The organism is Massilia sp. LMS1-1-1.1 (genome assembly GCF_040815535.1).
GTDB classification, from domain to species: domain Bacteria; phylum Pseudomonadota; class Gammaproteobacteria; order Burkholderiales; family Burkholderiaceae_D; genus Janthinobacterium; species Janthinobacterium aestuarii.
Genome location: NZ_JBFPNG010000034.1, coordinates 192,430 through 217,916, shown reverse-complemented (window position 1 = coordinate 217,916; position 25,487 = coordinate 192,430). Strand labels below are relative to the sequence as shown.

Sequence of the window (25,487 nt, the reverse complement as noted above, 5' to 3'; positions counted from 1 at the left end):
GGCCGCATCCTGTAAAATTGCCCGATGGATAATATTACGCATTCGGTCATCGGCCTCGGGGTCGGCGAACTGGTACACCGCAGCCTGCCGCCCGAGCCGCAGCTACCCGCACAGCGCACCCGGCGTGCGCTGTTTCTATTTTCGGCATGGTTTGCCAGCAACGCGCCCGACCTCGACCTGGTGCTGACCAAGTTGTTGCCGCGCCCCTTCGGCTACATGCTGCACCACCGCGGCCACACGCATACCTTGCTGCTGGCCTTGCCCCAGGCGCTGATCTTGCTGGCCCTGCTATGGCTGCTATGGCCGGGCGCGCGCCGGCTGCTGAAGGAAAGCGTGCCCGCCCGCATCGGCCTGGCCGCCTGCCTGCTGCTGGGATTCTGCTTGCACATGAGCATGGATTTCCTCAATTCCTATGGCTTGCACCCGTTCTATCCGTTTGACAGCCGCTGGCTGTATGGCGACATGGTCTTCATTGTCGAACCGATGTTCTGGGTGCTGCTGGGCGTGCCCGTGATCATGTCCTTGCGCTACGGCATCGTCAAAAGCGTGCTGCTGGCGGCGCTGGCGGCGGCCCTGTGTTTCTTCACCTATAAAACCTATCTGGCGCCCGCCTCGCTGGCCGTGCTGCTGGGGCTGGGCGTGATCCTGGCCGTGCTGCAGGGACGGGCCGGCGAACGGGGACGCGGTCCATTGCTGCTGGCTTTCGCGCTGGCCGCTACCTTCATCGGTACGCAGGGCGTGGCTTCCGCCCTTGGCCGTACGCGCATCGAGGCGGCCGTGCAGCGCCTGGACCCCGGCACGCGCGTGTGGGACGTGGCGATGACGGCATTCCCCAGCAATCCGCTGTGCTGGATCTATGTCTCGCTCGACAGCAAGACGGACGTGTACACCTTGCGGCGCGGCACCCTGAGCCTGCTGCCCGCATCGCTGGCGCCCGCCGCTTGCCCGGCCGGGCTGGCCGAGACGGGCAAGAAGGAGCAGCAGCTGGCGCCCGGCATCGCCGTGTCCGCCCGGGCGGCGGGCAGCCTGGCCGCCTTGCGCGCCTTGCAGGAAGACAATTGCTATGTCGACGCATGGTTCCGCTTTGCGCGCATGCCCAGGTTGAATGCGGACAAGTTGACGGACGTGCGTTTCAATCCTGGCATGCAGCCCAATTTCACGACCGTCGAATTGCAACAGTTCCGCAGCCGGCCATGCCCCGCCTACGTGCCGGGCTGGGACCGTCCCCGCGCGGACATGCTGGCGCCGCCGAAATAGAGAACGGATGTGTTGCTCTTAAGCAAAAAATATCGCATGTGCGCCTGTTTTGCAACGGCCCAGCATGCAATAATTGCCAATTCGGCATGGATATCATTAAGTTAGGACTATTTTGGAAGAGCAGCACGCCTTACCGTATTTGCGAGAAACCCTGCTGTTTCTCGCCCTGGCCGGGATTTTTATCCCGCTATTGCAGCGCCTGAAGGTCAACCAGGTGCTGGGCTTCCTCGCCGTCGGCGCCCTGTTCGGCCCGTTCGGCTTCGGCCTGTGGGCCGGCGACTTCACGTGGCTGACGTATTTCTCGTTCGTGCGGGCCGAGCAGGTGAGCGGCCTGGCCGAGCTGGGCGTGATGTTCTTGATGTTCATGATCGGCCTGGAATTGTCGACGGAACGGCTGTGGGCGCTGCGGCGCTGGGTATTCGGCGCGGGCGTGGGGCAGGTGGCCGTCAGCGCCTGCCTGATCGGCGGCGTAGCCTACTACTTTGGCCTGTCGCTCGAAGCGTCCATCGTGCTGGGCCTGGTGCTGTCGCTGTCGTCGACGGCCGTCGTGATGCAGTTGCTGACCGATCAGCGTTCCTTGCAGACGCCGGCCGGCCAGGCGGGCTTTTCCATCTTGATGTTCCAGGATTTGATGGTGGTACCGCTGTTCATCCTGATCGACGTGTTCGCCAGCGGGCGCAGCGACGACCTGGCCTACCTGCTCAGCTTTGCGGCCGTGAAATCGGCGGGCGCCATCCTGCTCATCTATCTGCTGGGACGCCGCGTGATCCGCCCGCTGTTCCAGTTTTTCGTCAAGAAACACCAGCCCGACGTCTTCATGGCCCTGACCTTGCTCAGTACTCTGGGCATCGCCGGCCTGACGTATCTGGCGGGCCTGTCGATGGCGCTGGGCGCCTTGCTGGCTGGTCTGTTGCTGGCGGAAACGGAATTTCGCCACGAAGTGGAAGTGACGATCGAGCCCTTCAAGGGCTTGCTGATGGGGCTGTTCTTCATGTCGGTGGGCATGCAGATCGACGTGCGCGAAATCCTCAAGTCGCCCGTGCTGATTCCGCTGGCCGTGCTGAGCCTGTTTGCCTTGAAAGCCCTGGTCATCAGCGTGATTTTCCGCATCGGCGGCTTTCACTGGGGGCGCGCCGTGGAAACGGGCGTGCTGCTGGGGCAGGGCGGCGAATTCGCCTTCATCGTCGTCGCGTATGCACTCGGTACCAAGCTGATCGGCCCGCAGGTGGCGCAGTTCGTCATGCTGGTGGTGGGCCTGAGCCTGTTCGCCACGCCGGCGCTGGCCAAGGCGGCGCGCGCGTTCGGCAACTGGTGGGAACAGCGCCACCACCATCAGCTGGCCGACCTGGCGCACGGCGCGCTGCCGCCGCAGGGCAGCACCGTCATCATCGCCGGTTTCGGCCGGGTGGGGCAGTTGCTGGCCAAGGTGCTGACGGAGCAGGATATCGCGTATGTGGCGATTGAAAACGACGCGCGCCTGGTGACGACCTTGCATCCGCGCGGTTTCCCCGTGTATTTCGGCGATGCCTCGCGCGCGGAACTGTTGCAAAAGGTGAATGCGGACCGGGCTGCCGCCGTCGTGCTGACCATGGACCATGCGGCCTCCGTGCTGCACGCCGTGAAATCGATCCGCCGCGAATATCCGCAGCTGCCCGTGTATGCGCGGGCGCGCGACGAGGCGCATGCCGTGGCCCTGATACAGGCGGGCGCCACCCTGGTCGTGCCCGAGGCGCTGGAGTCGGCGCTGCAGCTGACGGCCACGGTATTGCACGAGGTGGGCCTGTCGGAAGCGCGCACGACGGACATCGTGCAAGCCGAGCGCGACCGGCGCAATGCCGTGTTGCTGGCGAAAAAGCTGTCGTAGTGCTGCCGTAGCGCAACAGTGCGTGTCGCCGTGCTTTGTCAATTATCTATACAATAATAGTATATGAGCACATCAACCACATGAAAGCCGCGACGAAAAGCGGAGCGGCGCCCCTGACGCCGCAGCAGCTGGCGGCGCAGGAAACGCAGCAAAAATTTGGCAAGCCCGAGCGGGGCTGGCGCGAGAAGGTGTACACCGTTATCTTCGAGGCGGAAACGCGCACGGGCCGCGCCTTCGATTTGCTGCTGATCGCCGCCATCCTGATCAGCGTGACGGTGGTCGTGCTCAGCAGTGTCGCCTCCGTGGCCGAGCGCTATGGCACCTGGCTGACGGCGCTCGAATGGTTTTTCACCATTTTATTTACCATCGAATATTTCGCTCGCCTGTCGTGCCTGCAGCATCCTGTGCGCTACGCCAAGAGTTTCTTCGGTGTTATCGACTTGCTGGCCATCGTGCCGACCTACATCGGCTTGCTGCTGCCGGGTGCGCACGTGCTGATCGACGTGCGCATTTTGCGCCTGCTGCGCATGTTCCGTATCCTCAAGCTCACGTCGTATGTGCATGAATACACGGTGCTGGGGCGGGCCTTGCTGGCCAGCCGGCGCAAGATCCTCATCTTCCTGTCGTTCGTCATGATGGTGGTCTTTCTGCTGGGCACAGTGATGTACGTCGTGGAAGGGCCGGAAAACGGTTTCAGCAGTATCCCCACGTCGATATACTGGGCCATCAGCACCATGACCACGGTCGGTTTCGGCGATATCACGCCGAAGACCGACATCGGCCGCACCATCGCCTCGCTGATGATGTTGCTGGGCTGGGGCATCCTGGCAGTGCCCACCGGCATTATCAGCGCCGAGATGACGGTACAGCGCAGCTCCAAGCTGGTCACCACGCGTACCTGCCCCACGTGCCTGAAAGAAGGGCTCGACGACGATGCCAATTTCTGCAAGAACTGTGGTGTCGCATTGCCGCCGCTGGCCCGCGATTAGCGACTGAACCCTTCATCCACCGTTTTTACTTTACTTTTTTAAGGCCAACATGATTCCAGTTCGCCTGATCGCGACGGGCAAAGCCGTGCCGTCGCACAGCGTTACCTCCGCCAGCCTGGACCTGAAACTGGGCCATCCGGCCGGCTATACCCTGCGCAAGAGCGGCGTGCTGTCGCGCTTTGTCGCCGCGCCCGATGAGTCGCAAAGCCAGCTGGGCGCCGCCGCCCTGCTCGACGCGCTGAAGAATGCCAGCCTGCGCCCGGCCGACATCGATCTTCTGATCTGCGCCTGCGGCGTGCCCGAGCAGGCGTTGCCGAATACGGCCTGCTTCGTGGCCGAACACGCGGGTTTGCCGCCAGGCACGCAAAGCTTTGACGTCAACGCCAGCTGCCTCAGTTTCATGGCCGCCTTCCGCGTGGCCGCGTCCATGCTGGCCGGCGGCGCCTATCGGCGCATCGCCATCGTTTCGTCCGATCTCGCGTCGCGCGGGGTCGACTGGAGCGAGCCGGAAGCGTCGATGATCTTTGGCGACGGCGCCGCCGCCGTCATCGTCGAGCGGGGCGACGGCAGCGCCGGCATCCGCGCCTACAAGATGGGCACGTATCCGGAAGGGCGGCGCTACTGCGAAATTCGCGGCGGCGGCACCGAGCGCAATCCGCGCAACGGCTGCGAACCGGGCGACTATCTGTTCCGCATGGATGGCAAGGCCGTGTTCCGTCTGGCCGTCAAGGTGATGCCGGATTTCCTGGCGGAACTGATGGCCGAATCGGGCGCCGGGCTGGACAAGATCGACGTCGTCGTGCCGCATCAGGCCAGCCCGCTGGGCCTCGCGCATGCGGCGCGCATCCTCGACGTTCCCGATGCTAAAATCATCAAGATCTTTGAAACGCATGGCAACCAGGTGGCCGCGTCCTTGCCCACCGCCCTGCACGAGGCGGTGATGACGGGGCGGGCCGTGGCAGGCCAGCGTTTGCTGATGATGGGCACGGCCGCTGGCCTGACCATCGGCGGCATGATACTTGACCTGTGAAGGTGGTGTGATGAGGCGGATACTGGTCACGGGAGCGACGGGCGGCTTGGGGCGCAATGCCGTGCGCACCCTGCTGGCACAGGGCGTGGAAGTGCGCGCCACGGGCCGCAACGCCGCCGTGGGCCGCGAACTCGAACGCATGGGCGCGCAATTCGTCGCGCTCGACCTGGCGCAGGCCACGCCGCGCCAGGTCGACGAACTGGTGCGCGGCATGGACACCGTCTGGCACTGCGCCGCGCTGTCGTCGCCCTGGGGCGCGGAACGCGACTTCATCGCCGCCAACGTCACGGCCACGGCCCAGCTGCTGCGCGCTGCCGCCAGCCTGCACGTGGCGCGCTTCGTGCACATCTCCACCCCGGCCATCTATTTCGACTACCGCAACCGCTACGAGGTGCCGGAATCCTTCCGCCCCGACGCCTTCGTCAACGCCTACGCGCGCAGCAAGGCGATGGCGGAAAAACTGGTGCAGGAGTGCGTCGACCGCCAGCGCGGCATGACGTGCGTGATCCTGCGTCCGCGCGCCATCTTCGGCCCGCACGACCAGGTCCTGATTCCGCGTCTGGCCAGGGTGCTGCAGGAGCGCGGCGGCAAGCTGCCGCTGCCCAATGGCGGCGCGGCCACCATCGACGTTACCTATGTGGACAACGTCGTGCACGCGATGTGGCTGGCCACCGTGCACAAGACCATCGCTTCCGGCGCCGCCTTCAACATCACGAATGGCGAGCCGGCGCGCCTGTGCGATATCTTGCGCAGCCTGTTCTGCGGCCATCTGCAGCAGCCGTTCGAGATCGTCAGCGTGCCGTATCGCGTGCTGGCGGTAGTCGCGCGCCTGATGCAGTTCGCCTCGCGTTTTACGCGCCGCGAGCCATCGCTGACGCCCTACAGCATCGGTGCGCTCAGTTTCGACATGACGCTCGATAACGCCAAGGCGCGCAAGGTGCTCGGCTACCGCCCCATCGTCAGCCTGCAGGACGGCATCGCCCGCACGGCGCAGTGGATGCGCCAGGAAGCGGCGGCGCACAAAGTAGGCAAGGAGCGCAATGGCTAGCATCACCGCGTTTCGCGTCGGCCATTGCACCCATCCGTCGTGCATGGTCTTGAAAGGCAGCGGGCTGGCCAGCCGCTGCTTCCCCTCGCGCGCCTACCTGATCGAGACGCGCGCGGGCCTGTACCTGTGGGACACCGGTTACGCCGAACACTTCCGCGCGGCCACGTCGAAAGGCGTGTACCGCATGTATGCGTGGGTGACGCCGATTTTCTTCGATGAGAATGAGTCGCTGCAGGGGCAGCTGCGCGCGCATGGCGTCTCGCCCGGCGACATCCACACCTTGCTGCTGTCGCACTTCCACGCCGACCATATCGCCGGCATGCGCGACTTTCCCGGCGCGCGGCTGATGGCGTCCAAAACGGGCTGGGACGCCGTGCGCGGCCTGTCCGGCGTGGCCGCCGTGCGCCAGGCCTTCGTGCCCGAGCTGCTGCCGAACGATATCGCCGACCGATTGAGCTTTGTGGAAAGCGTGCCCGAGACGGCCCTGCCGGCGGCCCTGATGCCATTCACGCACGGGCGCGACGTCAGCGGCACGGGCGAAATCTACATCGTCGACTTGCCCGGCCACGCCATCGGCCATCTGGGCGCCTTCGTGCTGCAGGATGGCGGCTGGACCTTGCTGGCGTCGGACGCGGCCTGGGTGCCGGAAAGCTTCCAGCAGTTGCGCGGACCATCGGAATTGTCGTTCATCATCCAGCACAAGCGCGCGCCGTACTACGCCACCCTGAACCGGCTGCACCAGCTGCACCGGTCGGGCAATGCGCAGATCCGCATCACGCATGAAGACACGGTCGACTACATTGCCGTGGCGGGCCGCACGTGAAGCGTATTTTCTGGCTGTTGCTGTCGTACTGGCGCACGCGCCGCTTGCGCTTTGCGGACCGCGCGCAGCTGGACGCCTACCAGCAGCGGCAGCTGGCCCGTTTCATCGAGGTGCTGTGCGCGCGCAGCCGCTACTTTGCCCCATACCGCAACTTGCCGCTCGATGCCTGGCCGACCATGAACAAGGCGCTGATGCTCGAGCATTTCGACGCCATGAACACGCAAGGGGTGACTTTGGCGCAGGCGATGGACGCGGCCATGGCGGCCGAGCATAGCCGCGACTTCACGCCGGCCGTCGGCGACATCACGGTGGGCCTGTCGTCGGGCACCTCGTCGCGGCGCGCCGTGTTTACCGTCAGCCCCCGCGAAAAAGCCCAATGGGCGGGCGTGATGCTGGCCAAGGCGCTGCCCGATGGCCTGTTTTCCGGCGAAAGAGTCGCGTTGTTCCTGCGCGCGAACAGCAATCTGTACACGGCCGTACGTTCGCCGTGGCTGACCTTTGCCTTTTACGATCTGTTCGAACCGTTCGATGCGCTGTGCGCGCGGCTGGCGCAATACCGGCCATCCGTCATCGTCGCGCCGGCCCAGGTGCTGCGCCAGCTGGCCCTGCGCGCCATCGACGGCAGCCTGGCGCTGGCGCCGAAAAAAGTCATCTCCGTGGCCGAAGTGCTGGAAGCGCAGGACCGCGCGCTGATCGTGCAGGCGTTTGGCGCCGTGCATGAAATCTACCAGGCCACCGAGGGTTTCCTTGCCAGCAGCTGCGAACACGGCGTGCTGCATTTGAACGAAGAATACGTGCACATCGAGCCGCAGTGGCTCGATGCGGAACCGCGCCGTTTCGTGCCGGTGATTACGGACTTCACGCGCATCACGCAGCCCATCGTGCGCTACCGCCTGGACGACATCCTGATCGCGCGCGCCACACCATGCCCTTGCGGCCGCGCCACGCGCGCCATCGATGGCATCGAAGGGCGCTGCGACGATATGCTGCTCTTGCCATCCTTGTCATCGGCGAACGGTGGTGCCCCCATCGCCGTGTTTGCCGACGTGCTGACGCGCGCGTTTGCGCAAGCCTTGCCGTTGGACGCCGACTACCGCCTGGTGCAAACGGGCGATAGCGCCTTGCAGCTGCATGCGGCGCTGGACGATGTCGGCCTGGCCGCCCTGCGCGCGCACCTGGCAACGGTGCTGCGGGGCCTGGGCGTAGCCACCGACGGCCTGGCCTGGACGATGAGCGGCGAACTGCCTCCTTTTGACCCCACCATGAAACGGCGCCGCATCCGGCGCCTTGCCACCGCATGAAATCTGTAGACACCATGACGCTGTATTCCCGCCTGCTGCACTTGCTGGCCGGCTGGGGCAGCGTCGGCCTCGTGTATTTTTCCAGCGATTTGCTGCAAGGGCAGGGGGTACTGCTGCCCGAAACGGCCATCGACCGCGCCATTCCCTACAGCGACTCTGCCATCTGGCTGTACCTGTCCTTCTTCATCCTGATCCCGTACGCCTACCTAGCGGCCGATGCGGCCCGCGTGCGCTGGCTGGCGCGCGCCATGGCGCTTTCCGCCGTCCTGTGCGGCGTGGTCTTCCTGCTGTATCCGACCACGCTCGCCTACCCGCCCGTGGGCGAGGGCAATGCGTGGAGCACGCAGGCGCTGCGCATGCTGCAGGCGGCGGACTCCACGCAAAACTGCCTGCCTTCGCTGCATGGCGCCCTCACCCTGCTGTGCGTGTGGGCCTTGTGTGACAAACGCCACCTGGTTCGTTCCGCGCTGGCCCTGGTGCTGGGCGTGGCCATCTGCCACGCCATCATCGCGCTGCGCCGGCACGTGAGCATCGACCTGGCCGCCGGCCTGTTTGTTGGCATCGCTGGCGGCATGCTGGCGAAAATGCAGGTATCCTTGGCTGCCCGCCGCGCCGTTTCCATCAAAACCGCACCATGATGAATCCATTTGCCCTGTCGTTCCTGATCATGCTGGCCTTCGTGCTGGCCGAACTGCTGATACTCAAATGGGTACGCAAGACGCCCGTGCCGTGGAAGGACGTGATCTTCAACCTCAATTCCGGCCATATCCTGATGTGGGTGTTCCGCGGCGTGGAAGTGGCGGCCTTCGCTCTGCTGCTGCGCCATGCGAACCTGCACGTCGTCGACCAGTGGCCCGTGGTGGCGCAATGGATCTTCGCTTTTTTTGCCTGGGACCTGTGCTTTTACTGGATGCACCGGCTGCACCACAAGATTCCTTTGCTGTGGGCCGTGCACGTGGTGCACCACCAGGGCGAGCATTTCAACCTGTCGCTGGGCGTGCGCAATTCCTGGTATTCTTCGCTGACGAATTTCCCCTTCATCGCCATCCTGGCCGTGCTGGGCGTGCCGCTGGAAATCTTCCTCGTCGTCTCGTCGCTGCATTACACGGTGCAGTTCTATAACCACAATGCGCTGGTGAACAAATCCGGCATCCTCGATCGTTTCATGGTCACGCCCTCGCACCACCGCGTGCATCACGGCACCGATAAACGCTACATCAACCGCAATTTCGGCGGCACCCTGCTGCTGTGGGACAGGCTGTTTGGCAGCTTCCAGCCCGAACTCGAGGGCGTGGAAATGCGCTATGGCGTGAAGGGCATGACACCCACGCACAACCCGCTGCTGGCCAGCAACGGCAAACTATTTACATGGCTGCGTGCGCGTTTCCCCCACTGGCAGTCGCGCGGCACCTTCCACGTGCCCGAGCTGTTCATCGGCACCGGCGGCGTGATCCTGTTTGGCCTCGTGATCTATTACGTCAACCATGAAGCGGTGCTGGCCGGCGCGCAGCAGGCGATCCTGTTCGCGCTGATCTTCGGCGGCACCCTGGCGCTGGGCGGCCTGTCCGACGCGCGCCGCTGGGGCGCCATCGCCTGGGTCGCCATCGCGCTGGCCATGCCGGCCCTGTACCTGGGCTGGTATGGCGCGCGCGACGTGTGGGGCATGGTGTTTCTGGCCGCGCTGCTGGCGCATGGCCTCGATGGCGCGCGCCGCCTGTGGTGGCCGGCGGCAGCGGGGACGCGCGCGTGATGCAGCCTGTACCTTCGCTGCCGCCGCTGCGCTTTCAGCCAGCCCGCGATTCGGCCTTCCGCCGCGAATTGCGCGCCCGCGCCGACGCCTATCTGGCGGATGAAGGAACGCATCGCTTCGGCGACTGGCGTCTGCATGCGAAAACCGTGTTCCTGGCCGCGCTGGCGGTGGGCCTGTATGCGCTGGCCTTGAATGCCGGCAGCACCTGGCCGTTTGTCGCCAGCTATGTCGCTTGCCTGGTCGCGGCCATGGCGCTGGCCATGAATACCCTGCACGACGCGGCCCACAGCGCCGTCTTCCGCCGGGGATTCCTGAACCGCGTGCTGATCCGCCTGGTGGGCTTGCCCGTGGGCGTGGACACGGATTTCTGGACCATCCGCCACGTGCACTTTCATCACACGTATGCGAACGTGGAAGGCTATGACCTCGACACGGAGCCGAACCCCTTCCTGCGCCAGACGCCGTACCAAAGCTGGTCGCCCCAGTACCGCTATCAATACCTGTACTGGCCCGTGGTGGCGGCCCTGTCGCTGCCGTACCTGAACTGGTATGGCGACTGGCTGGACCGCTTCGGCAAGACGCCCGTGGCGGCGCATAGCCGCTTGCAGGGCTGGCGTGGCTGGCTGTCATTCCTCGGCTGGAAGCTGGGCCACGTGGCGCTGGTGCTGGCGCTGCCCATGTGGGTGCTGCAGCAGCATGGAATAGGTTGGGGCGTGGTGCTGGGCGCGTATTTCCTGGGCCAGATGATTGCCTCGTGCGCGCTGGTGGCGCTGATCCTCGGCACCCACTGGGCCGAAGTGGAATTCTTCCAGCCGGGCGCGGACGGCACCTTGCCGCACGACTGGTACCAGCACACGTTTTATACGGCCTGCGACTGGACGCCGAAACCGCGCGCGCTGCGCTGGCTCGGTTATTGGCTCGGCGGCTTGAACCTGCACCTCACGCATCACCTGTTCCCCACCTGGAATCACCGTCACTACCCGGCGCTGGCGCGCATCCTGGCCGAACTGGCGCCGCGCCACGGCCTCGTCTACCGCGAACTCGGTTATGGCCAGCTGCAAGAGTCGCAGCAGCAGTTCCTGCGCGCCATGGGCCAGCCGCCCGCCCGCACCTGACGAATCGTGCTTGACTCGGTTTCCGTTTCGTCTTACATTTCTGTAACGACAGAAATTGGAGAAAATCATGGAACTGAGTCCCACCACGCAAAAATATATCCTTCACTGGGGCGAGATGGGCACGCGCTGGGGCGTCAACCGCACGGTGGCGCAAATCCACGCGCTGCTGTTCCTGGCGAACGAACCGCTGACGGCGGAAGACATCGCGGCCAGCCTGAACGTGGCCAGGTCCAACGTCAGCAACAGCCTGAAGGAATTGCAAAGCTGGGGCCTGGCGCGCAGTACGCACGTGATGGGGGACCGGCGCGACCATTTCGTCGCCCTGCAGGATGTGTGGGAAATCTTCCGCGTCATCATGGAGGAGCGCAAGCGGCGCGAGATCGACCCCACCCTGACGGTGCTGCGCGAATGCGCGATCGAGGGCGAGCACGATGCGGCGATACCGCCGGCCACCCTGGAGCGCATGGGCGAAGTGCTGGCGTTTTTGGAAATGCTCAGCAGCACCTACAGCGACTATAAAAACCTGCCGCCGGCGACCTTGCAGCGCATGCTGGCCATGGGCGGCAAGGTGGCCAAGTTCCTCAGCCCGGAAGACAAACCTGGCAAGCGCGCAAAATCATGAACGGCCCTTCGGAAGGAGAACTGTTCAAGAAGGTGATGGGCGCGCAATGGCTGACCCTGCACCCCGATATCCGCCGCCGCTTCGAGAAAAATCCCGCGCCGGGCCAGCCCCTGTATTACCGGGGTGAACTCAGTGAACTCACCAGCTCGCGCCTGGGAAAATTCCTCGGCTGGCTGACGCGCCCCTTCATCGATGGCGCCCTGATCCCGCATGACGATCACGATTTCCCCGTCGATATCGAAGTCTATTCGCGCCCCGGCTGCCCGTTCATCTTCAAGCAGCGCACCTACCGCCTGCACGGGCGCGCGCCGATCCGCTTCACCTCCTACATGGCGGAAAGTGCGAAGGGTGAAGTGCTCGAATACGTGGGCATGGGCCTGGGCATGAAGCTGGTGCTGCACGTCGAAGACGGCAACCTGCACTTCACCAGCGACGGCTATTTTTGGGATCTTTTCGGCTGGCGCCTGCCGCTGCCCGGCGTGCTCACGCCCGGAAAAACCTTTCTGTGCCACCGCAATGAAACGCCGCAGCAGTTCAACATCCGCATCGAGATTCGCCACGCCCTGTTCGGCACCACGTTCACGCAGGCGGGCGTGTTCCGCGAATCGGCCGCACCGGAAATCAAGGAGACACCATGAATACGCATCTGCTGGCCCTGCAACTGATGGCGGCGCAAGGCTGCCTGGGCGCCTTCGACACCATCTACCACCATGAAATCACGGAGGCGCTGCCGCAAAAGGCGTCGGCGCGCCTCGAATTGACGATCCACGCGACGCGCGCCCTGATCTACAGTCTGCTGTTCGTGGGCCTGGCGGCATGGGAGTGGCATGGGGCTTGGGCCTGGGTGCTGGTCATCGTGTTTGGCGTGGAAATCGTGCTGACCTTGTGGGACTTCGTTGTCGAAGACCGGACGCGCCTCTTGCCCGCCACGGAGCGGGTCACGCACACGGTGCTGGCGATTAACGCGGGCGCCTTCATCGCGCTGCTGGCGTTGAACAGCAGCGAATGGGCGACCTTGCCGACGGCCCTCGTGTGGCAGCCGTATGGCTGGCTCAGCGTCTTCCTCGCCCTGTGCGGCGTGGGCGTGGGCTTGTCCGGCCTGCGCGACGCGTATGCCGTGTGGCAGCTGGGAAGGCGCCAAGTGCAAGAGACAGCAGAGCAAGAGGAGCAGCTGCGCTTTGCCAGCACGCCGCAGTCCGTGCTGGTGACGGGCGCCACGGGTTTCATCGGCCAGCAGCTGGTTGCCGCCTTGCTGGCCGATGGCCATGCGGTGACGGTGCTGACGCGCCAGCCGAAGCAGGCCGCGTGGACCTTTGATGGCCAGGTGCGCTGCATCCAGTCGTTCGACGAATTGGCGGATGCACAGCGCATCGACATGGTGGTCAACCTGGCCGGTGCGCGCATCGTCGGGCATCGCTGGACGGATGCGCGCAAGGCGGCCTTGCGCCGCAGCAGAGTGGCGCTGACGCAGGAGCTGGTGGCGTGGATCGCCCGCGCGCAGCACAAGCCACGGGTGCTGCTGTCGGCGTCTGCCATCGGCTACTACGGTGTGCAGCCGCAGGGCGACGACACGGAATTGACGGAGGAGAGCGCGCCGCAAGCCATCTTCATGTCGCAGCTGTGCCAGGAGTGGGAAGCGGCCGCGCGCCAGGCGGAACGCCATGGCGTGCAGGTGGGCTGCATGCGCTTTGGCCTCGTCTTCGGCCATCAGGGTTCGTTGCCGCAGATGCTGCTGCCGATACGCTTCGGCGTGGGCGGCCCGCTGGGCAGCGGCAAGCAGTGGGTCACGTGGGTGCATGTGCGCGACGTGATCCGCGGCATCGCCCATCTGGCGCGCCGCAGCGAAGAGCAGGCAGTCAGTGGCGCGTATAACTTCTGCGCGCCGGAAGCCATAGCGCAGCGCCGCTTCGTCCAGGTGGCGGGCGCCGTGCTGCACCGCCCCAGCTTCATGCCCACGCCCGCCTTCGTCATGCAAACCTTGCTGGGCGAGCAGGCCGATTTGCTGGTCGAAGGCCAAAGGATCGCGCCGCGCCGCTTGCTGGCCGACGGCTTTGCCTTCCGCTATCCGCAGCTGGAAGGGGCGCTGCGCAGCCTCTAGCCTGGCGTAGAATGGGGCATCGGAGGAACCGAACCATGCCCCGCTTCAGCCATACGATAGACAGCCATACCTATGCGTTCGCCAGCCTGAAGGAGCTGCTGGCCAAGGCCACGCCGCTGCGTTCGGGCGACGTGCTGGCCGGCGTAGCGGCCGCCAGCGCGCGGGAGCGGGTGGCGGCGCAGCTGGCGCTGGCGGACGTGCCGCTATCGCTGTTCCTCAACGAGGCGCTGGTGCCGTACGAAGAGGACGAGGTCACGCGCCTGATCATCGATAGTCATGACCGGTTCGCGTTTGCGCCGATTGCGCACCTGTGCGTGGGCGATTTTCGCGACTGGCTGCTGGACGATGCAACGGATACGCAAACGCTGTCGCAAGTGGCCGCCGGCATCACGCCGGAAATGGCGGCCGCCGTCTCAAAAATCATGCGCCTGCAAGACCTGGTGCTGGTGGCCCGCAAGTGCCGGGTCGTCACGGCCTTTCGCAATACCCTGGGACTGGAAAACCGCTTGTCCACGCGGCTGCAACCGAACCACCCGACGGACGACGCCACGGGCATTGCCGCCTCCATCCTCGATGGCCTGCTGCTGGGCAGCGGCGACGCCGTGATCGGCATCAATCCTGCCACCGACAATGTGGCGCAGGTGGTCTCGCTGCTGCACCTGCTCGACGCCGTCATCGACCAATACCAGATTCCCACGCAGTCGTGCGTGCTCACGCACATCACCAATACGATTGAGGCGATACGCCGCGGCGCGCCCGTCGACCTCGTGTTCCAGTCGGTGGCGGGCACGCAGGCGGCCAACCGCAGCTTCGGCATCGACCTGGCGCTGCTGGCCGAAGGGCAGGCGGCGGCCCTGTCGCTGGGGCGCGGCACGGTGGGTAACAACGTCATGTATTTCGAGACGGGGCAGGGCAGCGCGCTGTCGGCCGGCGCCCATTACGGCATGGACCAGCAGACGTGCGAAGCGCGCGCATATGCGGTGGCGCGCGCGTATCAGCCGCTGCTGGTCAATTCCGTCGTCGGCTTCATCGGCCCCGAATATCTGTACGACGGCAAGCAGATCATGCGCGCGGGGCTGGAAGACCATTTCTGCGCCAAGCTGCTTGGGCTGCCCATGGGCTGCGACGTGTGCTACACCAACCATGCGGAAGCGGACCAGGACGACATGGACGCCTTGCTGACCATGCTGGGCGTGGCCGGCTGCAATTTCATCATGGGCGTGCCGGGCGCGGACGACATCATGCTCGGCTACCAGAGCACCTCGTTCCACGACGCCCTGTATGCACGGCGCGTGCTGGGCTTGCGCCCTGCGCCGGAATTCGCGGCCTGGCTGGCGCGCATGCAGATCACGGATGGGCAGGGCCGTTTGAACACGGCGCTGGCGCCGGCCTTCCAGGCAGCCCTGCTGCGCCTGGACGATTAGGGAGCACGCATGGATGAAAACTATCCTTGGCAGGCGCTGCGCGCGCATACGGCCGCCCGCATCGCGTTGGGACGCCGTGGCGTGAGCGTGCCGACCAAGGCGCAGCTGGCGTTCCAGCTGGCCCACGCGCAGGCGCGCGACGCTGTGCACCTGGCGCTCGATGGCGAGGGCCTGGCGCGCGTTCTCGCCGCGCAGGGGCAAGACTGCGTGCAGCTGCACAGCGCGGCCGCCACGCGCGCCGACTATCTGCAGCGGCCCGACCTGGGGCGTCGGCTCGATGATGCTTCACGGGCGCGGCTGGCCGCCACTGCTGCGGGAGTCGACCTGGCGCTGGTGGCGGCCGATGGCCTGTCGGCGCTGGCCGTGCAGCGCCATGCGGCACCGTTCCTGGCCGCCCTGCGCGAACGGCTGGCGCTGGAGACGTGGACGCTGTCGCCGCTGCACATCGTGGCGCAGGGACGGGTGGCCGTTGGCGACGAGGTGGGGCAACTGTTGCAAGCGAAGGCCGTGCTGGTGCTGATCGGCGAGCGGCCGGGCTTGAGTTCCCCGGACAGCCTGGGCCTGTACCTGACGTGGGCACCTGCAGTGGGCTTGTTCGACGAGCGCCGCAACTGCATTTCGAACGTGCGCCCCGAGGGGCTGGCGTATGCGCAGGCGGCGTACCGACTGCACTACCTGCTGTCGCAGGCGTTTACAAGGCAGCTGTCGGGCGTGGAATTGAAGGATGAAACGGTGGAAGAGGGCGCGGCCCTGGCGGGCGCGCGCAACTTCCTGCTGAAGTGATCAGACTTCCCGGATCTCGTCCAGCGGCCAGCGCGGGCGCACGTTGAACGAGTAATCGTGCTTGGCGGCGTCGGGATTGATCTGCAGGCGCATGGCGCCCGCAAAGGCGATCATGGCGCCGTTGTCGGTACAGAATTCCAGCTCCGGGTAATACACTTTGAAGCGCTTCTTGGCGGCGGCCGCATTGAGCGAGGCGCGCAGTTGCGCGTTGGCGCCCACGCCGCCGGCGATCACCAGGCGTTTCAAGCCCGTGTGCTTGAGGGCCGATATGCATTTGGCCGTCAGCACGTCGACGATGGCGTCGACGAAGCCGCGCGCGATATTTGCCTTGTCCTGTTCGCAGATGTTCGCGATGACTTTTTCTTCGTGGTTTTTCACCACCGTCAGCACGGCCGTCTTCAGTCCCGAAAAACTGAAGTTGAAATCCTTCGAATGCAGCATCGGGCGTGGCAGTTTATACGCGAGCGGATCGCCGAATTCGGCCAGGCGCGAAATGGCGGGGCCGCCAGGATAACCGAGTCCCAGCAGCTTGGCCGACTTGTCGAACGCTTCGCCGGCCGCATCGTCCAGGGTTTCGCCCAGCATCGTGTACTGGCCCACGCCATCGACGCGCATCAGCTGCGTATGGCCGCCCGACACCAGCAGGGCGATGAAGGGGAATTCCGGCGGCTCGGACGCCAGCAAGGGCGACAGCAGATGGCCTTCCAGGTGGTGGATGCCCAGCACCGGCTTGTTGATGGCCAGGCCCAGGCTGCAGGCAACGGAGGAGCCGACCAGCAGCGCGCCGGCCAGGCCAGGACCTTGCGTGTAGGCGATGGCGTCGATCTCGGGCAGGGCGATGCCGGCCCTGGTCAGGGTTTCTTCGAGCAGCGGGATGGCGCGGCGGATATGGTCGCGCGACGCCAGTTCCGGCACCACGCCGCCATATTGCTCGTGCATGGCGACTTGCGAATAGAGGGCGTGCGACAGCAGGCCGCGTTGCGTGTCGTACAAGGCCAGGCCGGTTTCGTCACAGGAGGATTCGACGCCAAGAACAATCATGAAGGTGCTAAATAGGGAGGAGTAATCCGCCATTGTAAAGGAAAGCCGGGCAGTCCACCGTGCGGCCGGTGCACCATTTCAGCGGCAGTGTGCACTTGCGCAGTGCGGCGCGGTGCCATTTTTCCCTGGATTTTGGCCGCTTTGCGCCTGTGCCGGCACTGGCACCGCTCTTGCTTATGCAAGCGTGTACCTTTCTCGAGGGAGTTCGCGATGCCGGAACAATGGAAAATGATTTGCCGCCTGAAGGATATGCCGCTGGCGGGTGCGCGCATGGTGCAGCGGGGCCTGGCGTGGCAGGATTTGCCGGGCGTGGCGCTGTTTCGCGCGGCTGACGATACGGTGTACGCGCTGCTCGACACGGTGCCCTGCCTGGGCGGCCCGCTCGCGCAGGGAGTGCTGATGGAGAAAAACCTGATGGGGCCGAAGAACAGCTGGATCATCGAGCTCGATTCGGGCCGCCTGGTGGCGCCCGTGCAGGGCATGGCGCGTATGTACGCCGTGCGCATCCTGGACGGACGCATTTATCTGGACTTGAAGGAACTCAATGTCCCGGCCAGCAAGGCCGAGCAGGCGCTGGCCGGCTCGTTTGCGCTGCTGCCGCATGTGCAGATGGCGTGATATGTCTCGTGGTGGTGTCGGCTTACGTGCTGTGCGCTAAGCCGACCTACGGCCGGCCGGGTAGGTCGGATTAGGCCCACAGGGCCGTAATCCGACAACATTGTTGGCGGTATATTTACGCCGGGCGATTGACGAGGTGCGCATGCGCATCGCGCAGCATGGTCGCCGTCGTGTCCCAGTCGATGCAGCCGTCGGTGACGGAGCAGCCGTAGGTCAGTTGCGACAGGTCTTGCGGGATCTTCTGGTTGCCGCCGACGATGTTCGATTCGATCATCACACCCACCAGCGAGCGGTTGCCCTGGCGGATCTGGTTGACCACGTCGGCCATCACCAGCGGTTGCAGTTCCGGCTTCTTGTAGCTGTTCGCATGCGAGCAGTCGACCACCAGGTTGGCCGGCAGCTTGGCCTTGGCCAGCGCCTGTTCGGCGATGGCGATCGAGACCGAATCGTAGTTCGGACGGCCGTCGCCGCCGCGCAGCACCACGTGGCCGTACGCGTTGCCGCGCGTGCGCACGATGGCGACGTTGCCTTCGCCATTGATGCCCAGGAAGGAGTGCGGATGCGCCGACGACAGGATCGCGTTTACCGCGATGCTGATGTCGCCATCGGTGCCGTTCTTGAAGCCGACTGGCGTCGACAGGCCCGACGACATTTCGCGGTGCGTCTGCGATTCCGTCGTGCGCGCGCCGATGGCGGTCCAGGCGATCAGGTCGCCCAGGTATTGCGGCGAGATCGGGTCCAGCGCTTCGGTGGCGGTAGGCAGGCCCAGTTCGCACACGTCGAGCAGGAACTGGCGCGCCTTTTCCATGCCTTCATTGACCTTGAACGAATCGTCCATGTACGGGTCGTTGATATAGCCTTTCCAGCCCGTGGTGGTACGCGGTTTTTCGAAATACACGCGCATCACCAGCAGCATCGTGTCCTTGACTTCCTCTTGCAGCGCTTTCAGGCGGCGCGCGTAATCGAGGCCGGCGACGGGGTCATGGATCGAACATGGGCCGACGACGACGAACAGGCGCTGGTCCTTGCGGTCGATGATGTTGCGCAGCGCTTCGCGGCCGCGGCTGACGGTGTCGAAGGCGCTCTCCGACAGGGGCAGCTTGGCGTGCAGTTCGGCCGGTGTCGGCATGGGCGCGAAAGAGGTGACGTTGATATTTTCGATGTCTGGCGTATTCATGATTCTGGCTCGGCTTTCGCGATTGCGTTCTTTAAGAGGCAATAGTGTAGCGGAAATGCGGCCTGGCGGCGGGGATGGGGGCAAAACGGCAATGCTTCAGTTGTTTTTATGGCAGGGCCGGCACGCTGCCGGCCTCTGTGCGTTCAATGGCCGCCGGCCAGGCTGGCGCCAACGCTGTAGCGGGCGATGCGCTGGTAGTTGCCGGCCAGCTCGGGCGGCCGGGGCAGGCCGGGATGGCGCTTCACATGCTCGAGGATGGCGCTTTCGTGCTGGCGTATCTGCGCGTCGAGGCAGGCGATCTGCTGGCGCAACAGGGCGTGCAGCGCATGCTGGCCAGCCTGCAGATGCGCATTCAGGCGCGCCGATTCCTGCTGGCGCACGCCTTCGATGGCGTGCAGGCGGCGCAGCCATAGCCGCAGTTCCACGTAGGCGGGCGAGGGCGGCGTCCAGCGCGCGGGGCGCCTGTGCGCACAGTAGTTGGCCAGCACCACGGCGCTGTGCGCCGCGTCATCGGGCAAGCCCTGGCCGCGCAGATAGTCGTCCAGTTGCGCGGGCTGCGCATCGCAAACCACCATGCCCATGTCGGCCAGCATGCGGGCTGGTGCCTCGCTGTATGGCATATCGAGGCGCATGCAGACGCGCAAGCCGATGACGGGAATGTCGTTCCTTTGCAGCCAGCTGCGCAGCCAGCGGTAGCCGGCCACGTCGTTTTCCAGCACTTTGCACAGCACTTCGTTACCCGAGAGCAGCACGGCTTTCAGCAGCAGCTTGCTCGTTTCGATGCCGACGAAGGCCGTTTCCCGTTTGATCGCGTGTTCCATGATGAGTCCCCCTGTGCAGTCTTATACGCAGCGGTGGCGCGTTTGGATGCAGCCGCGATGCGGATTCATTCAAAAAAGAGCTTGAAAGACTGTTGCATAGTCGCCTAAGCCGCCTGCCTGCCCGTCTGCAAGGGAAAAAATCCGTGTAAGCTGGCGCCATGACGACTGTTTCCATACCCCATACCGATGTGGCCGGTGAGCCATTCCCCGCAGCACGTTTCATCAAGGAAATAGGACGCGGCAAGAACGGCGCGCGCAGCATGACGCGTGACGACGCCTGCGCCCTGTACCGCGCCATGCTCGAGGGCCGCGTGTCGGACCTGGAGCTGGGCGGCATTTTATTGTCGATGCGCATCAAGGGCGAGTCCGTGGACGAGATCGCGGGCTTCCTCGACGCTGCCGAAGCGTCATTTGCCCCGCTGGCCGCGCCGGCCGGCGAATTTGCCCCGATCATCATTCCCAGCTACAACGGCGCGCGCAAGATGGCCAACCTGACGGCCTTGCTGGCGCTGCTGCTGGCGCGCGCGGGCGCACCCGTGCTCGTACATGGCGTGACCAGCGATCCAGGCCGCATCACGACGGCCGAAGTGCTGGCCGCGCTGGGCGTGCCCGCTTCCACGGACCATGCGCAAGCCGAGGCCGCCATGGTGCGCGGGGAGGCCGCCTTCCTGCCCATCGAAGCGCTGGCGCCGCGCCTGGCCTGGATGCTGTCGCTGCGGCGCGTGCTGGGCGTGCGCAATTCCACGCACACCCTGGTGAAAATCATGCAGCCGTTTGGCGGTCCTGCCCTGCGGCTGGTGTCGTACACGCACCCGGAATACCTGGAAATGCTCGGCGAATATTTCCTCACCGCCTCAGATCCCGCGCGCGGCGACGCTTTCCTCATGCGCGGCACGGAGGGCGAGACGGTGGCCAACGCCAACAAGGCGCAGCAGATCGACTGGTTCCATGGCGTGGAACGCACGGTGCTGGTGGAAAAGCAGTTGCTCGTGGAAGAGTTGCCGCATTTGCCCGCCGAGCGCGATGCGGCCACCACGGCGGCCTGGATCGCGGCCGTGCTGCGCGGCGAGGTGCCCGTGCCGCCATCGATCGCCGAGCAGGTGGCGCAATGCTTGACGGCATCGCGACAGATTGCGGCACGGCCGCGCTAGCCGCGTCGCCGCAGTTTACAATGGCGTCTTTGTAATCAGCGGTGACCGGAATTTTTATGGCAAAACAATTTGATGTGGCAGTGATCGGCGCGGGCGCGGCCGGCATGATGTGTGCGGCTGTGGCCGCCCAGCAGGGCAAGCGCGTGGTGTTGATCGATCACGCGGCCAAGCTGGCCGAAAAGATCCGCATCTCGGGTGGTGGACGGTGCAATTTCACCAATATCAACGCCACCCCGCAGAACTTCCTCTCGGAAAACCCGCATTTCTGCAAGAGCGCGCTGTCGCGCTACACGCCGCAGGATTTCCTCGCGCTCGTGAAAAAATACCGGATCGGCTACCACGAGAAGCACAAGGGCCAGCTGTTTTGCAATGAATCGGCCGAGCAGATCATCGACATGCTCAAGGACGAGTGCGCCGCTGGCGGCGTGCACTGGCGCATGCCGTGCAAGATCGACAATGTTGTCCAGCAAGCGGATGGCGGCTTCGTGCTGCAGACCGATAGCGGCGACATCGAGACGGCCAGTATCGTCATCGCCACGGGCGGCCTGTCGATTCCGAAGATCGGCGCCACGGATTTTGCCTACCGCATCGCCAAACAATTCGACTTGACGATGGTCGAGCCGCGTCCGGCCCTCGTGCCGCTGACGTTCGATGCGGCCAGCTGGGCGCCGTTCGCGGAATTGTCCGGCATCGCGCTGGAAGTGGATGTGGAAACGGGTAGCCTGAAAGGCCGCAAGGCAACGGGCGCGCGTTTCCGTGAAGACTTGCTGTTCACGCACCGTGGCCTGTCGGGCCCGGCAATTCTGCAGATTTCCAGCTACTGGCTGCCGGGCGAGCCCATCGTCATCAACCTGCTGCCGGAAGTGGACGTGGCGCAGACCTTGATCGAAGGCAAGGGCACCTTGAAGAAGCAACTGGGTAATATCGTCGCCCAATGGCTGCCGCAGCGCCTGGCTGACTGTTTGCTGGCCGTCAACGGCCTGGCGCCGGACGCGCGCATCGCCGACATGCCCGACGCGCAGCTGCGCAAGCTGGGGCAAGCCATCAATGCCTGGTCCATCGTGCCGAACGGTTCTGAAGGCTACCGCAAGGCCGAAGTGACGCGCGGCGGCATCGATACGCGCGAACTGTCGCAGCAGACCATGATGGCCAATAAGGTGCCGGGCCTGTATTTCATCGGCGAATCGGTCGACGTGACGGGCTGGCTGGGCGGCTACAACTTCCAGTGGGCCTGGGCTTCGGGCGTGGCGGCAGGTATTGCCTTGCAGTAAGCAAGTCTGTAGGATGGGGTTCTGGCGCCCCGTGCGCCCACCCCGGTGCGTGGTTTACGCCACATTCCGGCAGCGACAGCAGGCTGCATGCCGCACGCAAGTGGGGGAGGGGCTTCCCTTTCCGAATAAAAGCTGCTACTATCTATCTCTTCCTATACACCACCTCAACGGTTTGAATTTTACATGACCACTATTCGCCTTAAAGAAAACGAGCCGTTCGAAGTCGCAATGCGTCGCTTCAAACGCACCATCGAAAAAACGGGTCTGCTGACCGAATTGCGCGCTCGCGAATTCTACGAAAAGCCAACAGCTGAGCGCAAGCGCAAGCTGGCAGCTGCTGTCAAGCGTCATTACAAACGCATCCGCAGCCAACAACTGCCGAAAAAATTATTCTAAGACTGTTCAGTCAGAACCAACCCGGGTAGTTCGGCGCATTGTTCGCCACGGGTTTTGTTTTGATTCGCCTGAAGTGATACTTCAGATGAGTCGCATACCCGCTCCGGTTCGCCGCAGCGGGTTTTCGCTTTTGTGGCCGCCTGCTTGGAGTGCCTGCACGAGCATCGAACCCCACTTACCAACACGAGGATTGCCATGAGCTTGAAAGAACAAATTACCGAAGACATGAAAAACGCCATGCGCGCCAAGGAAGCGGGCAAGCTGGGCACGATTCGCCTGTTGCTGGCGGAAATTAAGCGCAAGGAAGTCGACGAGCGCATCGAACTGACGGATGTCCACGTGACGGCCATCGTGGAAAAGATGATCAAGCAGCGCAAGGATTCGATCACCCAGTTCGAAGCCGGTGGCCGCGCCGACCTGGCTGACATCGAAAAAGCCGAGCTGGTCCACCTGACGGGCTACATGCCTGCCGGCCTGTCGGACGAAGAAGTGGCGGCCGAAGTGGCTGCCGCCGTGGCCGCCTCTGGCGCCGCCGGTCCGCAAGACATGGGCAAGGTCATGGCCATCGTCAAGCCGAAGCTGGCTGGCCGCGCCGACATGACGGTGGTGTCCGCCCTGGTCAAGAAAGCCTTGACGCCGGCAGCGTAAGCAACAATAGTAGCAAGGGCTGCCAGCCGTCGCGCTGGCAGCCTGTTAACAGCCCACACGTTGACCTGGCTCAACCTCAGGCCACGTGCGGTAGTATAGTCTGACCTATAACAAGACCCGCCCTAGCCAGTGATACCTCAATCCTTCATTTCCGATTTGCTCAACCGCGTCGATATCGTCGATGTCGTGGGGCGCTATGTGCAACTGAAAAAAGGTGGCGCCAATTTCATGGGCTTGTGCCCGTTCCACAGTGAAAAGTCGCCCAGCTTTACCGTCAGCCCCACCAAGCAGTTCTATCACTGCTTCGGCTGTGGCGCGCATGGCACCTCGATCGGCTTCCTGATCGAGTACTCGGGCATGGGCTTTGTCGACGCCGTCAAGGACCTGGCGCAGAACGTGGGCATGGTCGTGCCTGAAGCGGACGACAAGATTCCGCCAGCCCAGCGCGCGCAGATCCAGGCGCAGAGCCTGGCCCTGTCCGACGCCATGACGCAGGCGTGCGATTATTACCGGGGGCAATTGCGCCACGCGCCCGAAGCCATCGCCTACCTGAAGAACCGGGGCTTGACGGGCGAAGTGGCCGCTCGCTTCGGCATGGGTTTTGCGCCCGGCGGCTGGGACAATCTGCGCTCCGTCTTCCCTGAATACGACGTGGTAGCCCTGGCCGAGGCCGGTCTTGTGATCGACAAGGTCGATGAGGAAGGCAACAACCGCAAGCGCTATGACCGTTTCCGCGAACGCATCATGTTCCCGATCCGCAATACCAAGGGGCAAGTGATCGCCTTTGGCGGCCGCGTGCTCGACCATGGCGAACCGAAATACCTGAACTCGCCGGAGACCCCCTTGTTTTCCAAGGGTTTCGAACTATATGGTCTGTTCGAGGCGCGCCAGGCTATCCGCGACGCCGGCTACGTGCTGGTGACGGAAGGCTATATGGACGTGGTGGCGCTGGCGCAGATGGGTTTCCCGCAGGCAGTGGCGACCTTGGGCACGGCGTGCACGCCGACTCACGTGCAAAAACTGCTGCGCCAGACCGATAACGTGATTTTCAGCTTCGACGGCGACAAGGCCGGCCGCCGCGCCGCCCGCCGCGCGCTGGAAGCGAGTCTGGCCCACGTGTCGGACAATAAAACGATCAAATTCCTGTTCCTGCCCTCGGAACACGATCCGGACAGTTATATCCGCGAATTCGGCGCCGAGGGGTTTGAACAGCAAGTGCACGAAGCCATGCCGCTGTCGCAATTTTTGCTGAAAGAAGTGTCGGGCGAGCATGATCTGTCGGAACCTGAAGGGCGCGCCCGCGTGCAGTTCGACGCCAAGCCGCTGCTGCAGCTGATGGCGCCGTCGTCGCTGCGCCTGCAGATCGTGCGCGGCCTGGCGCAACTGACGCAATCTACGCCGGCCGAGATTGAAGCCCTGTTCGAGCTGGCCAAGCCTGTTGCCGTGGCGCACCGGGCGCCGCCGAAATCGGGCCGCCCCGTGCCTGTCGGGCTGGAATTGAAGATCATGCGCATGCTGGTGGCGCATCCGCCGCTGACGATGCGTATCGACGAAGCCGCCCTGGCCGCCTTCCAGCATCTGGGGCCGGACGCGGCGCACAGTCTGGGGCAGCTGGTGGCCGTGGGCCAGGCCTTGGGCGAACACGGCAGTTTTGCCGCGCTGGCGCAGCAGTTGAAGGAGCTTGGCAGTGAATACGACGAGATCATCGGCGAGATCGCGGCCGGCACGGAATCCGATTACGACAGCGAATTGTCGTGGCTGGTGAGTACCATCCGCGAGATCAAATTGAATGCCTTGAAGGCGGAATTGCAGCAATTGTTTGCCTCGGGTTTGCCATCGGAGAAAATTGGTGTACGCTACCGCGAAATCATGCAGGAGCAGGGGGCGCTGGAACGCGAGCGCGACGCCGAGTTGGTGAATCGCTAACCTTGCTCTGAGGGTATGGCGCGCACTGGAAAAACATTTTTCGCGTGCTATAATTAAATGCTAAGTATTGTGTGCTTTGGCAAGCTAGTTCTGTTTCGTAAATAGTATTTGTTTTCAGTAAGTTAGGCTCTTGATCGGCGCGGTGGATCGTGTCGGCAGCCAGGGCCAACAGGCGCTTTCGGCGTTGCGGGCAAGGCTCGCAGACGCTGGCAAGCCGCGCCAGGCTCTCGCTCCCAACGCGGTCGATGCAGGAATTTTTGCCGAGGCGGCTGGCAACAGCCGGTGGACAGGAATTGCTGCGCTTCCCGCGGATCGTGGCCGATGAGGTGTAAGT

The 25,487-nt window shown here is 64.2% G+C and carries 24 protein-coding genes; 21 read left to right on the top strand and 3 right to left on the bottom strand.

The window, feature by feature from the left end:
* The first annotated feature begins 24 nt into the window (after positions 1-24).
* The 15 genes from MRBLMS1_RS19760 to eutC all read left to right on the top strand — a co-directional run bounded on the left by MRBLMS1_RS19760 (position 25) and on the right by eutC (position 16,104).
* A complete protein-coding gene (locus MRBLMS1_RS19760) occupies positions 25-1,257 on the top strand; it encodes a metal-dependent hydrolase (protein WP_485881322.1) in 1,233 nt (410 codons plus the stop codon).
* 112 nt (positions 1,258-1,369) lie between these two features.
* Positions 1,370-3,121: a cation:proton antiporter domain-containing protein gene (locus tag MRBLMS1_RS19755; protein ID WP_128141999.1), complete on the top strand. Its 1,752-nt coding sequence runs from the start codon at positions 1,370-1,372 to the stop codon at positions 3,119-3,121.
* An 80-nt stretch (positions 3,122-3,201) separates the two neighbouring features.
* Entirely contained in the window at positions 3,202-4,110 is a 909-nt protein-coding gene (locus MRBLMS1_RS19750) for an ion transporter (RefSeq protein WP_436479988.1), read from the top strand.
* Positions 4,111-4,159: 49 nt separating this feature from the next.
* Positions 4,160-5,140: a 3-oxoacyl-[acyl-carrier-protein] synthase III C-terminal domain-containing protein gene (locus MRBLMS1_RS19745; protein WP_485881319.1), complete on the top strand. Its 981-nt coding sequence runs from the start codon at positions 4,160-4,162 to the stop codon at positions 5,138-5,140.
* Between the two features lie 10 nt (positions 5,141-5,150).
* On the top strand, positions 5,151-6,188 hold the full coding sequence (locus tag MRBLMS1_RS19740; RefSeq protein WP_456150965.1) for an NAD-dependent epimerase/dehydratase family protein: 1,038 nt from the start codon (positions 5,151-5,153) through the stop codon (positions 6,186-6,188).
* On the top strand, positions 6,181-7,011 hold the full coding sequence (locus tag MRBLMS1_RS19735) for an MBL fold metallo-hydrolase (RefSeq protein WP_485881317.1): 831 nt from the start codon (positions 6,181-6,183) through the stop codon (positions 7,009-7,011). Before MRBLMS1_RS19740 ends, MRBLMS1_RS19735 begins: the two co-directional genes overlap by 8 nt.
* Positions 7,008-8,312 carry a F390 synthetase-related protein gene (locus MRBLMS1_RS19730; RefSeq protein WP_485881315.1) on the top strand — a complete coding sequence of 435 codons (1,305 nt, stop codon included), beginning with the start codon at positions 7,008-7,010 and terminating at the stop codon, positions 8,310-8,312. Before MRBLMS1_RS19735 ends, MRBLMS1_RS19730 begins: the two co-directional genes overlap by 4 nt.
* A 14-nt stretch (positions 8,313-8,326) precedes the next feature.
* Entirely contained in the window at positions 8,327-8,950 is a 624-nt protein-coding gene (locus MRBLMS1_RS19725; RefSeq protein ID WP_485881313.1) for a phosphatase PAP2 family protein, read from the top strand.
* Positions 8,947-10,062, top strand: a complete 1,116-nt coding sequence (locus tag MRBLMS1_RS19720) for a sterol desaturase family protein (protein WP_485881311.1) — start codon at positions 8,947-8,949, stop codon at positions 10,060-10,062. Before MRBLMS1_RS19725 ends, MRBLMS1_RS19720 begins: the two co-directional genes overlap by 4 nt.
* The gene (locus tag MRBLMS1_RS19715; protein ID WP_485881309.1) at positions 10,062-11,177 is read left to right on the top strand and encodes a fatty acid desaturase family protein; all 1,116 of its coding nucleotides are present in this window, start codon (positions 10,062-10,064) and stop codon (positions 11,175-11,177) included. The genes MRBLMS1_RS19720 and MRBLMS1_RS19715 overlap by 1 nt, the downstream gene beginning before the upstream one ends.
* Before the next feature lie 67 nt (positions 11,178-11,244).
* The gene (locus MRBLMS1_RS19710) at positions 11,245-11,799 is read left to right on the top strand and encodes a GbsR/MarR family transcriptional regulator (RefSeq protein ID WP_485881307.1); all 555 of its coding nucleotides are present in this window, start codon (positions 11,245-11,247) and stop codon (positions 11,797-11,799) included.
* Positions 11,796-12,437, top strand: a complete 642-nt coding sequence (locus tag MRBLMS1_RS19705; protein WP_485881305.1) for a DUF4166 domain-containing protein — start codon at positions 11,796-11,798, stop codon at positions 12,435-12,437. The genes MRBLMS1_RS19710 and MRBLMS1_RS19705 overlap by 4 nt, the downstream gene beginning before the upstream one ends.
* Entirely contained in the window at positions 12,434-13,897 is a 1,464-nt protein-coding gene (locus MRBLMS1_RS19700) for a TIGR01777 family oxidoreductase (protein ID WP_485881303.1), read from the top strand. Before MRBLMS1_RS19705 ends, MRBLMS1_RS19700 begins: the two co-directional genes overlap by 4 nt.
* Before the next feature lie 35 nt (positions 13,898-13,932).
* On the top strand, positions 13,933-15,321 hold the full coding sequence (locus MRBLMS1_RS19695; RefSeq protein WP_485881301.1) for an ethanolamine ammonia-lyase subunit EutB: 1,389 nt from the start codon (positions 13,933-13,935) through the stop codon (positions 15,319-15,321).
* Positions 15,322-15,330: 9 nt separating this feature from the next.
* Entirely contained in the window at positions 15,331-16,104 is a 774-nt protein-coding gene (eutC, locus tag MRBLMS1_RS19690) for an ethanolamine ammonia-lyase subunit EutC (RefSeq protein ID WP_485881299.1), read from the top strand.
* Here eutC and tsaD read toward each other — a convergent pair whose 3' ends face one another.
* Positions 16,105-17,145 carry a tRNA (adenosine(37)-N6)-threonylcarbamoyltransferase complex transferase subunit TsaD gene (tsaD, locus tag MRBLMS1_RS19685; protein WP_485881297.1) on the bottom strand — a complete coding sequence of 347 codons (1,041 nt, stop codon included), beginning with the start codon at positions 17,143-17,145 and terminating at the stop codon, positions 16,105-16,107.
* 210 nt (positions 17,146-17,355) lie between these two features.
* On the opposite strand from tsaD, the gene MRBLMS1_RS19680 reads away from it, so the two are divergent.
* Positions 17,356-17,763 (top strand): nitrite reductase (NAD(P)H) small subunit, encoded by a 408-nt coding sequence (locus MRBLMS1_RS19680; RefSeq protein WP_128142011.1) that lies wholly within the window; start codon positions 17,356-17,358, stop codon positions 17,761-17,763.
* A gap of 115 nt (positions 17,764-17,878) precedes the next feature.
* Here the strand turns inward: MRBLMS1_RS19680 and MRBLMS1_RS19675 are convergent, their stop codons facing one another.
* Both MRBLMS1_RS19675 and MRBLMS1_RS19670 read right to left on the bottom strand, forming a co-directional pair.
* Entirely contained in the window at positions 17,879-18,940 is a 1,062-nt protein-coding gene (locus tag MRBLMS1_RS19675) for a 3-deoxy-7-phosphoheptulonate synthase (protein WP_070254320.1), read from the bottom strand.
* 143 nt (positions 18,941-19,083) lie between these two features.
* Complete coding sequence (locus tag MRBLMS1_RS19670; protein WP_485881294.1) at positions 19,084-19,761, bottom strand: hypothetical protein; 678 nt, start codon at positions 19,759-19,761, stop codon at positions 19,084-19,086.
* A gap of 158 nt (positions 19,762-19,919) precedes the next feature.
* On the opposite strand from MRBLMS1_RS19670, the gene ybiB reads away from it, so the two are divergent.
* The 5 genes from ybiB (at position 19,920) to dnaG (ending at position 25,153) form a co-directional block, all read left to right on the top strand.
* On the top strand, positions 19,920-20,912 hold the full coding sequence (gene ybiB, locus MRBLMS1_RS19665) for a DNA-binding protein YbiB (RefSeq protein WP_485881292.1): 993 nt from the start codon (positions 19,920-19,922) through the stop codon (positions 20,910-20,912).
* 56 nt (positions 20,913-20,968) lie between these two features.
* The gene (locus MRBLMS1_RS19660) at positions 20,969-22,183 is read left to right on the top strand and encodes a BaiN/RdsA family NAD(P)/FAD-dependent oxidoreductase (protein WP_046686141.1); all 1,215 of its coding nucleotides are present in this window, start codon (positions 20,969-20,971) and stop codon (positions 22,181-22,183) included.
* Positions 22,184-22,366: 183 nt separating this feature from the next.
* Positions 22,367-22,579, top strand: coding sequence for a 30S ribosomal protein S21 (gene rpsU / locus MRBLMS1_RS19655; RefSeq protein WP_008451879.1), 213 nt, complete (start codon positions 22,367-22,369; stop codon positions 22,577-22,579).
* Positions 22,580-22,774: 195 nt separating this feature from the next.
* The gene (locus tag MRBLMS1_RS19650) at positions 22,775-23,227 is read left to right on the top strand and encodes a GatB/YqeY domain-containing protein (protein ID WP_485881288.1); all 453 of its coding nucleotides are present in this window, start codon (positions 22,775-22,777) and stop codon (positions 23,225-23,227) included.
* 129 nt (positions 23,228-23,356) lie between these two features.
* The gene (dnaG, locus tag MRBLMS1_RS19645; RefSeq protein WP_034746977.1) at positions 23,357-25,153 is read left to right on the top strand and encodes a DNA primase; all 1,797 of its coding nucleotides are present in this window, start codon (positions 23,357-23,359) and stop codon (positions 25,151-25,153) included.
* The last annotated feature ends 334 nt before the right edge of the window (positions 25,154-25,487 follow it).

Coding starts and splice junctions, on each gene's coding strand:
- MRBLMS1_RS19650 (WP_485881288.1), top strand. CDS start 22,775: ATGAGCTTGAAAGAACAAATTACCGAAGACATGAAAAACGCCATGCGC.
- MRBLMS1_RS19750 (WP_436479988.1), top strand. CDS start 3,202: ATGAAAGCCGCGACGAAAAGCGGAGCGGCGCCCCTGACGCCGCAGCAG.
- MRBLMS1_RS19660 (WP_046686141.1), top strand. CDS start 20,969: ATGGCAAAACAATTTGATGTGGCAGTGATCGGCGCGGGCGCGGCCGGC.
- rpsU (WP_008451879.1), top strand. CDS start 22,367: ATGACCACTATTCGCCTTAAAGAAAACGAGCCGTTCGAAGTCGCAATG.
- MRBLMS1_RS19720 (WP_485881311.1), top strand. CDS start 8,947: ATGATGAATCCATTTGCCCTGTCGTTCCTGATCATGCTGGCCTTCGTG.
- eutC (WP_485881299.1), top strand. CDS start 15,331: ATGGATGAAAACTATCCTTGGCAGGCGCTGCGCGCGCATACGGCCGCC.
- MRBLMS1_RS19670 (WP_485881294.1), bottom strand. CDS start 19,761: ATGGAACACGCGATCAAACGGGAAACGGCCTTCGTCGGCATCGAAACG.
- MRBLMS1_RS19710 (WP_485881307.1), top strand. CDS start 11,245: ATGGAACTGAGTCCCACCACGCAAAAATATATCCTTCACTGGGGCGAG.
- MRBLMS1_RS19760 (WP_485881322.1), top strand. CDS start 25: ATGGATAATATTACGCATTCGGTCATCGGCCTCGGGGTCGGCGAACTG.
- MRBLMS1_RS19725 (WP_485881313.1), top strand. CDS start 8,327: ATGACGCTGTATTCCCGCCTGCTGCACTTGCTGGCCGGCTGGGGCAGC.
- MRBLMS1_RS19705 (WP_485881305.1), top strand. CDS start 11,796: ATGAACGGCCCTTCGGAAGGAGAACTGTTCAAGAAGGTGATGGGCGCG.
- MRBLMS1_RS19675 (WP_070254320.1), bottom strand. CDS start 18,940: ATGAATACGCCAGACATCGAAAATATCAACGTCACCTCTTTCGCGCCC.
- MRBLMS1_RS19745 (WP_485881319.1), top strand. CDS start 4,160: ATGATTCCAGTTCGCCTGATCGCGACGGGCAAAGCCGTGCCGTCGCAC.
- MRBLMS1_RS19715 (WP_485881309.1), top strand. CDS start 10,062: ATGCAGCCTGTACCTTCGCTGCCGCCGCTGCGCTTTCAGCCAGCCCGC.
- MRBLMS1_RS19700 (WP_485881303.1), top strand. CDS start 12,434: ATGAATACGCATCTGCTGGCCCTGCAACTGATGGCGGCGCAAGGCTGC.
- MRBLMS1_RS19695 (WP_485881301.1), top strand. CDS start 13,933: ATGCCCCGCTTCAGCCATACGATAGACAGCCATACCTATGCGTTCGCC.
- MRBLMS1_RS19740 (WP_456150965.1), top strand. CDS start 5,151: ATGAGGCGGATACTGGTCACGGGAGCGACGGGCGGCTTGGGGCGCAAT.
- tsaD (WP_485881297.1), bottom strand. CDS start 17,145: ATGATTGTTCTTGGCGTCGAATCCTCCTGTGACGAAACCGGCCTGGCC.
- MRBLMS1_RS19735 (WP_485881317.1), top strand. CDS start 6,181: ATGGCTAGCATCACCGCGTTTCGCGTCGGCCATTGCACCCATCCGTCG.
- MRBLMS1_RS19680 (WP_128142011.1), top strand. CDS start 17,356: ATGCCGGAACAATGGAAAATGATTTGCCGCCTGAAGGATATGCCGCTG.
- ybiB (WP_485881292.1), top strand. CDS start 19,920: ATGACGACTGTTTCCATACCCCATACCGATGTGGCCGGTGAGCCATTC.